Origin of the sequence: Microbispora sp. ATCC PTA-5024, from assembly GCF_000511135.2 — a bacterium.
In the GTDB taxonomy this organism is placed as follows: Bacteria; Actinomycetota; Actinomycetes; order Streptosporangiales; family Streptosporangiaceae; genus Microbispora; species Microbispora corallina.
Window position 1 is genome coordinate 174,722 of record NZ_KI866525.1, and the last position, 11,538, is coordinate 186,259.

6 protein-coding genes and 1 pseudogene are annotated in these 11,538 nt (G+C 69.9%); 4 read left to right on the forward strand and 3 right to left on the reverse strand.

The genetic code is table 11. The features are described 5' to 3' along the window. Positions 1-450 precede the first annotated feature (450 nt). Entirely contained in the window at positions 451-1,188 is a 738-nt protein-coding gene (locus MPTA5024_RS26755; RefSeq protein WP_157099749.1) for a class I SAM-dependent methyltransferase, read from the forward strand. Positions 1,189-1,780: 592 nt separating this feature from the next. Here MPTA5024_RS26755 and MPTA5024_RS26760 read toward each other — a convergent pair. After that, complete coding sequence (locus MPTA5024_RS26760; RefSeq protein ID WP_036329764.1) at positions 1,781-2,122, reverse strand: group II intron maturase-specific domain-containing protein; 342 nt, start codon at positions 2,120-2,122, stop codon at positions 1,781-1,783. A 226-nt stretch (positions 2,123-2,348) separates the two neighbouring features. Here MPTA5024_RS26760 and MPTA5024_RS26765 point away from each other — a divergent pair, with 226 nt between their 5' ends. After that, positions 2,349-3,599: a cytochrome P450 gene (locus MPTA5024_RS26765; RefSeq protein ID WP_036329766.1), complete on the forward strand. Its 1,251-nt coding sequence runs from the start codon at positions 2,349-2,351 to the stop codon at positions 3,597-3,599. Here MPTA5024_RS26765 and MPTA5024_RS26770 read toward each other — a convergent pair. Continuing rightward, positions 3,553-6,381 (reverse strand): ATP-binding protein, encoded by a 2,829-nt coding sequence (locus MPTA5024_RS26770; RefSeq protein WP_036329768.1) that lies wholly within the window; start codon positions 6,379-6,381, stop codon positions 3,553-3,555. The two genes, MPTA5024_RS26765 and MPTA5024_RS26770, sit on opposite strands and share 47 nt — an antisense overlap. Before the next feature lie 117 nt (positions 6,382-6,498). Next, positions 6,499-6,837, reverse strand: a pseudogene (locus tag MPTA5024_RS44720) (transposase); the annotation flags it as partial. Between the two features lie 117 nt (positions 6,838-6,954). Between MPTA5024_RS44720 and MPTA5024_RS26775 the strand changes: the two are divergent. Both MPTA5024_RS26775 and MPTA5024_RS26780 read left to right on the forward strand, forming a co-directional pair. Then, a complete protein-coding gene (locus MPTA5024_RS26775; RefSeq protein WP_036329770.1) occupies positions 6,955-9,741 on the forward strand; it encodes a LuxR C-terminal-related transcriptional regulator in 2,787 nt (928 codons plus the stop codon). 87 nt (positions 9,742-9,828) lie between these two features. Continuing rightward, positions 9,829-11,214, forward strand: coding sequence for an IS1380 family transposase (locus tag MPTA5024_RS26780; protein ID WP_084370042.1), 1,386 nt, complete (start codon positions 9,829-9,831; stop codon positions 11,212-11,214). The last annotated feature ends 324 nt before the right edge of the window (positions 11,215-11,538 follow it).

The window sequence follows — 11,538 nt, forward strand, 5'->3', positions numbered from 1 at the left end:
CGGGATGGCTGGACCCACCCGGCCCCAGTCGCGTTCCGGGGTGTGGGTGATGATCCGGTCCGGCCGGACCTGCCGGATGAGCCGAGTGAATGGGCGAGTAGATCCGCACGGAGCCGCCCCAATGGAGAAGCTCACGGTCGCACTGCGTTCAGGAACCGGTCACGGCCGATGCGCCGCAGGCGGGCCGGGTCGCCTCGAGATCTTGGCACCGGGAACGGGAGACGTCTGCGAGCGAGATGCCGGTCGATGCACGCTGCGGTGTCACGCGCGCTGCCGCCCGCAAGCGTGGCCTGCGGGGCTGTGGGCTCTCCGTCTGGGCCTTGGGGTGGATGAGGCGTTGACCCAGGCTTCCCCACGGTCGTTGTGTTGAGGCGGACCGTCTTACCAGTCGAACCGGCAGATCACCAGGCCTGCCTGGGCGCCGGCGCAATCGACGAAGGGGTGTGGATCATGCTTGAAGAGTACGCGCAGATCGCCGCGACCTATGACCGGTCGTTCGAGCTGCCCTACCGCAGAGACCTCGAGGTGTACTCAGTGCTGGAGGCACTCGGTCCGCTGGAGGGTCTGTCGGTGCTGGACCTGGCCTGCGGCACAGGGTTCTACTCCAGGGAGATCAAACGGCGCGGCGCGGCCCGGGTCGTGGGCGTAGACCTTTCACCAGAGATGATCGCCACCGCGCAGCAGATCGAGAAAGACAACCCGCTCGGCATCGACTACCTCGTGCAGGACGCCGCCGATCTGAACGGCACCGGTGACTTCGACATCGCGACCGGAGTCCACCTGCTGCACTACGCCACCTCGGCCCAGCACCTGGCCGGCATATGCGCCGGCATCGCCACCACTCTGCGGCCCGGCGGCCGCTTCATCGGATGGCAGGTCACCCAGACCATCTCACCCGACCCTCGCTTCTACGAGCCCAACAACATCTTCTTCCGCGGCACCGAACACCTCAACAACGGTGACGAATACTTCGTATCCATCCGAGCCGACAACTACATAACCCCGGAAATACCCCTGCACTACTGGAACAACACCGCCTACCAAGACGCCCTCACCGCAGCCGGGTTCCACACCATCACCTGGCACGATGCCCACATCCAACCCGAGCACCACGCCGCCAACCTCACATTCTGGGAACCCATGCGCACCGCACCCTTGTTCTCCATCGTCCAAGCCACCAGAGCCTGACCGGCCCGGGAACCACTGCGCTGGGGTGTTGCTTGTTTGCTGCCGGGCGCCAGCCACCCCATGCAACAGAAACACTGGGCCAACCACCTCGACCATGAGAGCAGACCCCAGCAGGCTGGCGGGACTTGTACGGTCGGTCTTCGGCTCTGTCACGTAATCGGTAGTGACGCTGAGTGAGGCACCTGTCAGCCTGAGGCGTGCCGAAGATCAACGATCTGGCGGGTCTGGTGTTCTCGGGACTGTCTGACCTGGTCATCGAGGATGTGGCGGACGAGAACGACCTTGTTCGGGTCATGGCCCGCGCCCGGGATGAGCCTGTGTCTTGCTCTGCCGAGGCCGGTCGGCCAAGCGGACATGGGCGCTGGATGCGGACCTGGCGGCGTTCGACAAGATCGATCATTCGTGGCTTCTGCAGACGCTCGGATCGTTCCCCACCACGGACATGACCCGGGCTGGTCGAAGGCCGGGGTGGTGGTACTGAGTGATCTTCAGTGCGGCAGGATGCGCCGGCGCAGGAGGTCGAACCTGGCCCGGCCGGGCATCTGCCGCAACGCTGGACGGCCCTCCAGGTCATGCGGTGCCGACGCATCACTCAGCGGACCATGCGCCACCAGATGAAGGTGTGCAGGCACTGAATGGTGTGCTTGGCAACCGCGTGCCTGAAGTAGTCGGCCCAGCCGAGCAGGATCTGGTTGATCCGGATCAGCGCGATCTTGTAGCCGAGGTGTGACAACCTCTGGGTCAGTGCCTTGATCTTCCGCTTCAGCGTCTCGACCAGTTTGTCGGCGATGAAGGCATAGACGTGCCATTTGTCCGTTCCTCGCTTGCGTATCCGGACGATACGAAAGCCGAGGACGTCGAACCCATCCGCAAGGTGGACGATCTGGGTCCTGTCCCCGATCAACGCGATGTTCAGCAGCAACGGGCTGTACACGCCGCCTTGAGGGGTCCCTCATCGGTCGACACGAAGCCCTAGCCTGCCTCGAACACCCCGATTCCGGGACAGACTCGTTGACTGGACGGACCCTGACTAGCCGGGATTCCACAAGGGCTCAATTCCTAGGGTGGTCCGGCTACGTAGTCCCTGAGTTGATCAACGGTCGTAGGGAGGTCTACTGGCTGCCACGCCGTCCGCCTCAAAGGTCAGAGGAGATCAAGGCATGGCATCCAGCATCGGCGCACGATTCGACCCGCTGGGCGAAGACCTGCACGACCCGTATCCGATCTACGCCGAAGCGCGGAAGGCCGCCCCGGTCTTCTTTTCCGAGCGCCTCGGCGTCTGGTGCGTCGCCCGCTACGACGACGTCGTCGCGGTGCTGAAGGACGACGAGGCCTTCTCCTCCGCGGAGATCATCCCCCGGCCGAAGGGAATGCCCGCCGACCTCGACCGGTTTCTCGACTGGTACTTCGCGGACTTTCCGCCGCTGACCTTCACCGACCCGCCCGCACACACGAAGATCCGCGCCGTCGCCGCGCGGGGGTTCCTGCCCCGCGTCATCGCGCGCTTCGAGCCGACCATCCAGCGGATCACCGCCCAACACCTGGACGAGCTATCCGGCAGGACCGAGTTCGACCTCCTCACCGAGTTCTCCTACCCTCTGATCATGTCGGTGATCCTGGAAGTCATGGGGATCCCGCAGGCCGACCACTCGGCCTTCGTCGCATGGAACAAACAGCTGTTCACCGTCCTCGTCGGCTCGCACGCGGCCGACGAGGCCACGCTGATCCAGTGCGGGCGGGACCTGGAGGATTGGCGCTCCTACGTCAGGAAGATCGTCGAGGAGCGGCGCGCGGAGCCTCGCGAAGATCTCATCAGCTTCTTCTCCCACAGCGAGGTCCGTGGACACCGGCTCGAAGGCGACGAGGTGGCCGCGCTGGTCATGACGATGCTCGCGGCGGGCTGGGAGGCCACCTCCAACGCGTTGGCCAACAGCGTCGAGATCCTCCTGCGCCGCGATCTGTGGAGCGCGCTCGACCTGGCCTCCATCGACCAGGTGATCGCCGAGTGCCTACGGCTCAACGGCTCGCTCGCCTGGATCAACCGCGTCGCGGTCCGTGACACCAAAGTCGCCGGGCAGACCATCCTCACCGGCGAGGTGGTCTCGCTCCTCTGGAACTCCGCCTGCCACGACGAGAGCCACTACCCGGCGCCGACGGAGTTCCGGCCGGATCGGCCGCGCGACAGCCAGGAGCTCACCTTCGGGCACGGCATCCACTACTGCATCGGGGCCCCTCTGGCCCGGACCGAACTGCGCATGGCACTGACCATGCTGCACGAACGGTTCCCCGGCCTACGGCTGAGCTCCAGCGAGCCCGCCGTCTACCGGGCGGTCATGACCTTCCGCGCGCTGGAGAGCCTCCCCGTCACGATGACGCCTCCAGCGCGGCCGGCAACGCCTCCCGGGAGCTGATGCCGAGCTTGCGGTAGACGCTGCCGAGATGCTGCTCGACCGTCCTCGGACTGACGAAGAGAATTTGCGCGATCTCCCTGTTGCTGACTCCGTCCGCGGCGAGCCCCGCCACTCGAAGTTCGCTCGGGGTCAGCATGGAGCGACCCTTGGCGGGGACGACTCCCGCCCGGACACCGCTGGCGGACAGCTCGCCGCGGGCGAGCTCCACGAGCGGCGCCGCCCCGCACGCCTCGGCGAGCCCGGCACCCGCCCGCAGGCAGGCCCGCGCCTCAGGTCTCTTCCCCGCTATCCGCAGGCAGGCGCCGAGCGCGACGAGGGCCTTGGCATGCTCGAGCCTCGCCGGAGAAGGTTCGAGCACGGCCACGGCCTCCCGGAGCAGCGCCTCCGCCTCCTCACCCGCCGCAAGGGTTCCGGCCACGCGCAATGCGCGACCGAGCGCACGTGGTGCCCGCCAGCGCCGCGCCTGCTCGACCTCCTCCGCCGCCAGCCGCACCGCCTCCTCTGGGCGGCCAAGAGCCTGAAGGCAGAGTGCGGCCTCCGAACGCCAGGGCAGGATCGCCGGGTTCACACCGCCGAGCGTGCCGTAATAGGTCCCGGCGGCCAGGCAGAGGTCCAGGGCCTCCTCGTTCCGCCCGTCCGTGCGTAGCACACGCGCCCGGGTCAGGAGCACGAAGTGAGCGGGCCCCGACAGAGGCAGCGGATCCGGCAGCTGGGGCCTGCAGCTCACGGCCTCGGCCTCCTCCCGCCTGCCCTGCTCCAGAAGGACCTCGATCAGCCAGGACGCGGTCAGGTATTCGGTGATCCCCATCCCGACGAGCTTGCCGGCCTGGAGGGCCTCACGCAGATCGGCCTCGGCCTCAGCCAGATGCCCGCGGCCCAGCCAGGCCAGGCCTCGGTAGGTGAAGGCCCCCGCCTGACCGGCGAGCTCTCCCTTGCGCCTGATCCACTCCAGCGCCCCGTCCAGCAGGTCGATCAGCTCGTCGGCGTCCGCCGCCGCGAGTGTGAACCAGGCGCAGGTGGCGAGCATCTCCGCGTGCGAGACCAGCAGGTCGTCCATCAGACCGCGGCGTGCGCGCTGCACCGCCGCCGGATTCCCCGCGTACGTCTCGCTCCAGGCGATGGCGCAGTCGAGCATCCTTCCGCCGAGAGTCGGCTGCGGGGGAACGCTCCCCAGCCTGGCTGCGGCGGCCAATGCAGGGCCCGGGTCTCCGATGGCGAAGCCGATCCGCATCGACATCAGCCACGCCTCCATCCGGTAGGCCAGGTCCACGTCGTCGTCCTCCAGCTCACCGATGGCCGCCTCCATGACCCTTCCGGCGCCGTCGGCATTCCCTGCGTAGATCAGGCAGACGCCGTACTGGGCGGCGATCTCGGCTCGCCGGCGGCCGTCCGCCATGCGGAGGGCCCGCTCAAGCAGCGGCGCGGCCTGAGCCATGTCCACCAACTGCCCGACAGTGCCCGCCTCGACGAGCACTTCAAGAAGATCCCCCGAGGCGGGCGGCTCCTGGATGCAGCGGCACAGGTAGGCGAAGGCGCTCTGCGGGGAGCCATGGGCCAGGGACACCCGGGCCGCGGAGCGCAGCACGCTGACCGTCCATTCGTCGCCGGCCCAGGGAGCCAGCAGCAGATGCGCCGCGATCTGCTCCGGCCCCGCGCGACGGCGCGCCAGCACACGCGCCGCGCTGTCATGGCCGGCGGCGCGCTCCGCTGTGTCGGACGCCTCATAGATCGCGGCACGCACCAGGGGGTGGACGAACTCGATCCGCGACCCGGTCGGCCTGGACGGTTGCAGGATGTTGATCCGGTCCAGGATGCTGATCGCCGATGTCACGGCTTCAGTCGGCAGACTGGCCAGCGCGCCGATGTCACGGGCCTGCGCGCTGTCGCCCAGCACCGCAGCGGCCCTGGCGACTTTGAGCGTGTCCGGGGACAGCGCGTGGAGCCGGTGCGACACCCAGCGGCCGATCGCGCGCGGGCCGATGACCGCCAACTTCTCGACGGCCTCCGCGGTCGGCGGGACGCCCTCGGCCCGCAGCATCGTCACCAGTTGCGAGACCAGCAGCGGGTTCCCGCCCGTGGCCTCGTGGAAGGCCCGGACGAAGGCCGAGTCTGCGTCCACGGCTCCGTCAGCCAGCAGGGTCGCGATCGCCGGCTCACTCAGGGCCCGCGGCCGCAGCAGAACCGTGACGGGATCGGAGAGCAGAAGGTCGAGTAGCCGCTGGAACGTGTCCGGCTCGCTGGGCCTGGTCGCGGCCACGACCGCCACTCCCAGATCGCTCAGCCTGGGCAGCAGGAAGACCAGGAAACGCAGTGACGACGAGTCCGCCCACTGCAGATCGTCGACCACCAGGACCGCGGGCCCGTCCTGGGCGAGGTTGGCGATCAGCCAGTACAGCCCGTGGAGCATCGCGAGCTCGCCCGCCGCCTCCTCCGTCCCTTCGAGGGAGGCGACCGGAGCCAGCAGCGTGCCGGCGAGGGCGGCCGCGTCACTCAGCAGGCGGGCCCGTTCCTCAGGGGACGCCTCGGCCAGGACGGGCTCAAACAGCTGCCGCATCACCCCGAAGCCGAACTGCCGCTCCAGATCCACTCCGCGCGCCGAGAGCACCCGGACGCCTGCGCTCCGTGCCGACCGCATCGCCTCTGCGAGCAGCCGGGACTTTCCGACGCCCGCCTCGCCTTCGACCACGACGAAGGAGCCGACTCGCCGGAGGGCCTTGTCCACCGCGACTGCGAGCACCTCCAGCTCGACCTCGCGCTCGACGAGCCTCTCATCGTGCCGCATCAGCTGCCCCTCATCCCTGGCGTGATCGCGTACCCTCGACGATCACACTGTCACATGCCTGAATTCGAGCGACTACGGGCGCCCTACCTCCTACAGCAGCGGCACCGTGACGGGCGATCACCGCATCGAATAGTGCTCCTGAGGTGATGTGTCGCTCGACGGGAGTTTCGCTGGAGCGCGGGCTGCGGTACTTGGCGCCGCCCGGCCCCCGGTTCCCGCATATGGCGTCTGCTCCGGCTCGGCGTCGGACGGGTAGGCGTGGTGGCGCCCCTGACGCTGACCACGTACGGGAATGTTGTGGACGGTCAGGCCAAGCCGCAGCGCGGTCGCCTCGCCGGATCCGGCCTCAGCGACGACCAGCGGCGGGACCAGCCTCCAGGAAGCCGGCTCATCCAGCATGTCCACTGCGAACTGCCACTTGGGGCGGTGCCGCACCTCGTCTGTGGCAGGGGCAGATGATCTGGCCGTTCTTGACCCGGGAGACCGTGCAGCCCTGGTGGGTGCCGACCCGGAGACGGCGGGACGATATTCGCAGCTTTCAAGCTATCTCCATAAACGGGGTAAAATTTGGAAGTGGACGGTCACGACCTGCTGGAACGGCAGAGCCAGCTCGAGGCCGTGCAGGCCGCAGCCGGCGCGGCCGCGGAGGGGGCCGGGACGCTGCTCACCGTTGAGGGCGGTAGCGGGCTGGGGAAGACCCGCTTGATCGAGGCGTCGGCGGATCTCGCCACGGGGGCGGGCCTGCGCGTCCTGACCGCGCGGATCGCCCGGCAGGGGCCCGGCCGCCCGCTTGGCCTGGCCCGCCATTGGTTGGAAGACGCCCTGACCGGACTCGACGACGTCGCCCGGGAAGCGGTCTTCGCCGGCGCGGCCGCGCCCGCACGCGCGGTGCTCGATTCGCCCGCGCCGCAGCCGGGGTTCCCGCTGCTGCACGGGCTGCTCTGGTGCCTGGTCAACCTCTCCCGGGAACGGCCGTTGGCCCTCATCGCCGACGACGCCCATGCCGCGGACGAGGGCTCGCTGCGCTTCATCGCCTACGTCCTGCCGCGACTGCGGGAACTGCCGGTCCTCATCGTGCTCGGCGTACGGCCCGACACGGCTGCGGCCTCCCCACTGCTCAGCATGGTCACAGGCAACCCACTGACCCAGCCGCTGGTCCTGAAGCCGCTCAGCGCCTCGGCCGGGCAGCGGCTTGTCGCGCACGCCCTCGCCGACCTCCGGCCCGACCCCGCCTTCTGCGCGGCGTGCCATATCTCGACCGGCGGCAATCCGCTGCTCCTGAACGAGCTGGCCGGGGCCGTACGCGCCGCCGGGGTGGCGCCCACCGCCGCGAACGCCCACAAGGTCAACCGGCTGGGCGCGAGCACCGCGACCGAGCAGCTGCTCACCGTGATCAGCCGGCTTGCCCCGGACGCCCTCGACCTCGCCCGCGCGATCGCTGTGCTGGGTGGCGTCGTCGACCTGCCCCAGGTGGCCGAGCTCGCCGGGCTCCCGGCCACGCGGGCCTTCGCCGCCGCGGCCGAGCTCGACCAGCGCATGATCTGCAGGCTGCAAGGCGGTCACGTCATGCGGATCGGCTTCGTGCTGCCACTGGTGGAGTCGGCCTTTTACCACGATCTCCCGGCCGAGGCGCTGGCGTCCGCCCACAGCAGGGCTTCCGCCCTGCTGATCGCTACCGGCGACGACAGCAAGGCGGCAGGCCATCTGCTCCTCGTCCGACCGACGGGCGACGACCAGGTCACAACGGTCCTGGTGCGGGCGGCCGGCGAGGCGATGCGGCGGTCCGCACCCGAGCAGGCGCTGCGCTTCCTGGAGCGGGCGCTGAGGGAGCCACCGGGGCCGCGCGAGCGGGCCGAGATCCTGCGGCAGGCGTCGGCGGCCGCCCGCATGGTCCATCTGCCGACCGCCGCACGATGGCTCGGCGAGTCGCTGCCGCTGAGCCGGACGGTCGAGGAAACTGCCGAGATCGGCTACCAGCTCGGCCTGGTCCACGTCCTCATGGACGACGCCGAACAGGGTGTGGCGGTCTGGCGGAAGGCGCTGGACCGGCTGCCCCCGGTACGGACCGACCTGCGCGACCGGCTCGACGCCGCGCTGCTCGCTGTGTCGGCCGGCGACCCGCCGGGGCCGGACCACGTACCGGGCGACGGCATCGGCGGCAGCCTTCTGGACTGCGCGATCGCCAGCCGGCAGATGGGCGCGTGCGACCCTGCCGGGGCCGAGCGGGCTCGGCGCGCCCTCGACGACCAGCGGCTCGGCTACGAGGCCGGCAACGACATCGCGGTCCTCGGAGCCGGGACGGTCCTGCTCGCCGCCGACGAGGCGGCCGGGATGCCGGCCGTCGAGGCGGCTTTGGCGCGGGCCCGCTGGCAGGGGTCCCTCACCGGGATGGTGTCGGCCCAGACCTGCATCGTCCTCGGCTTGCTGTGGCAGGGCCAGCTGGCCGAGGCCGAGGGCAACGCCCGGGAGGTCGCCGCGGCCGCGCGGCGTGCCGGCAGCGGGCTCGCGCGCCGGATCGCGCTGTCGCTGCTCGCCGATACGCTGATCGAGCAGGCCAGGGAGGCGGAGGCCGCCGAGGCGTTCCATGAGGCGGCCGGATCCTCGCAGGGCACGGACCTGTTCACCCTCGGCACCGCAGCGAAGCTGGCCAGAGTGCAGGGCGACCACGCGGCCGCGCTGGACAGCGCTCTGGCCTGCGGCACGCTCGTGCGGCGTCTCGGGCTCGACAACCCGGCGCTTGTCCCGTGGCGGTCGGAGGCCGTATTCGCCCTGCGCGCCCTGGGGCACGAGGACGAGGCCGAGCGCCATGCGCGCGAGCAACTGGAGCTCGCCCGGCGGTGGGGCGCGCCGCGGGCGATCGGCCACGCTCTCCGCGTCAGCGGGGGCCTCGGCTCCGGCCCGGATCGGCTGCGGGAGCTGGAGGAGGCGATCAGCGTCCTGGAATCCTCACCAGCCCGGCTCGAATTGGGTTACGCGCTGGCGGCCTACGGCTGCGCGCTGCACGAGGCCGATCGCTCCACGCTCGCTCGCCGCTACCTCGGCCGGGCGCTCGACATCGGGGCGGGCTGCGGCGCGGCCGCACTGATGGAGCTGGCGCGCGGCGGGCTCCGCGCGGCCGGTGCCCGGCCCCGCCGCAGCGCGCTGACCGGACCGGACTCTCTAACGCCCAGCGAACGCCAGGTCGCGGAGCTGGCGGCGGAAGGCCTCACAAACCGCGACATCGCCCGAGAGCTCTACATCACGGCCAAGACGGTCGAGGTCCACCTGTCCAAGGCCTACCGGAAGCTCCGGATCAGCGGCCGCAAGGATCTGGCGAGGGCACTAGCCTCGGGCTTTCGCGGCGAGTTTGAGGGCACCTGATCGTTTACATGAGAAAAGTGCCTTTGAGCTGGGAGGATTGGGCTTGTCTAAGGTCCTGTCCGCACCAGTTCAGAAGGCACTTTCCGCGTGAAGACTATCGCGTCCCAGCCCAAGATCGTGGTTTCCGCAGACGGTCTGGGACTCATCTCGCAGGCCGGTGGACTGCTGTTGCTGGAGACGTTGCGGGTCACCGGCCTGGGCAGGGAACTGTCGGCGCAGTTGGAACGGTGGCAGCCGGCCCGCGCCATCCATGACCCGGGCAAGGTCATCGCCGATCTGGCGCTCACCCTGGCGCTGGGCGGGGACTGCCTGGCCGACATCGCGATGCTCCGCGCCCAGCCCGAGGTGTTCGGCCCAATCGCGTCCGATCCGACCGTGTCCCGGCTGATCGACCGCCTGGCCGCCGACCCCGTCCGCGCGCTGAGGGCGATCCGCACTGCCCGCGCCACCGCCCGCGAGCGGGCCTGGACGCTGGCCGCAAACCATGCGCCCGGCGCGGACGGTGAGCTGATCCCCCTGGACATCGACGCGACCATCGTCATCGCCCACTCCGACAAGCAACAGGCTGCGCCGACCTGGAAGAAGACCTTCGGGTTCCACCCGATAACGGTCTTCGCCGACCACGGAGCGGATGGTGGCGGGGAACCGCTGGCCCTGCTGCTGCGGCCCGGCAACGCCGGGTCCAACACCGCCGCCGACCATATCGACGCGGCCCGGCTGGCCGTGGCCCAGCTCCCCAAGCAGCGACGCCGGCAGGTGCTGATCCGCGCCGACTCCGGCGGCGGCACCCGCGAGTTCCTGTCCTGGCTGTCCCGGCCCGGGCGGCGACTGTCCTACTCCATCGGCTTCACCCTCACCGAGGAGGTCCAGACCGCAATCCTGGCTCTGCCCGCCCACGCGTGGACACCCGCCTATGACGCCGACGGGCGGGTACGGCCCGGCGCCTGGGTGGCCGAGCTGACCGGCGTGGTCATCTTGGAGGGCTGGCCGAAGGGGATGCGCCTGATCGTGCGCAAAGAGCGCCCGCACCCGGGCGCGCAGCTACGCTTCACCGACATCGACGGGCACCGCTTCACCTGCTTCGTCACCAACACCCGCCGCGGGCAGCTCGCCGACCTGGAACTACGCCACCGCCGCCGCCACCGCCGCCGCGCCCGCTGCGAAGACCGCATCCGCGGCGCCAAGGACACCGGGCTGCGCAACCTCCCGCTGCACGACTTCACCCAGAACCAGATCTGGTGCGAGATCGTCGCCCTGGCATGCGAGCTCATCGCCTGGATGCAGATACTCGCCTTCGATGGACCGGCCCGCCGGTATGAGCCCAAACGCCTGCGGCTTCGCCTGTTCGCTGTTGCCGCCCGCCTGGTCCGCGGCGGCCGGCGCCTCCGCCTACGGGTGGCCGCACCCTGGCCCTGGGCCGGCCAACTGGTCACCGCTATCACCCGGCTTCAGGCGCTCCCGGCCCCGACCTGACCAGCACCAACCCGCTCCGACGACCAGGAAGGACACCCTGCGGGCCCATGGAACCCCGCCCACCCGACGCGACAGCCGGGCCACCAGGCTGACCACGGCCGCGATTTCAAACTCCAGCCGAACCGCTCAGCCAGCCACCGGATGGGCGCGAAAGATCGAGGCTAGAGAACGATAGGTAGCACTACAGCCTCATCTCGTGATTGAAGCTTGCCGCCGGCGGAGAGCGCCACAGTTTGGCGCTGCCGCACCATAGTGCCCATGTGCGGCAAGAAGGCCCACGGGCGGCCCGGTTATCGTGCCAGCCCGCGACCAACCGAAGAGGGG

Excerpts from the sequence above, each read along its gene's own strand:
- MPTA5024_RS26755 (WP_157099749.1), top strand. The coding sequence starts at position 451 with ATGCTTGAAGAGTACGCGCAGATCGCCGCGACCTATGACCGGTCGTTC.
- MPTA5024_RS26765 (WP_036329766.1), top strand. The coding sequence starts at position 2,349 with ATGGCATCCAGCATCGGCGCACGATTCGACCCGCTGGGCGAAGACCTG.
- MPTA5024_RS26770 (WP_036329768.1), bottom strand. The coding sequence starts at position 6,381 with ATGCGGCACGATGAGAGGCTCGTCGAGCGCGAGGTCGAGCTGGAGGTG.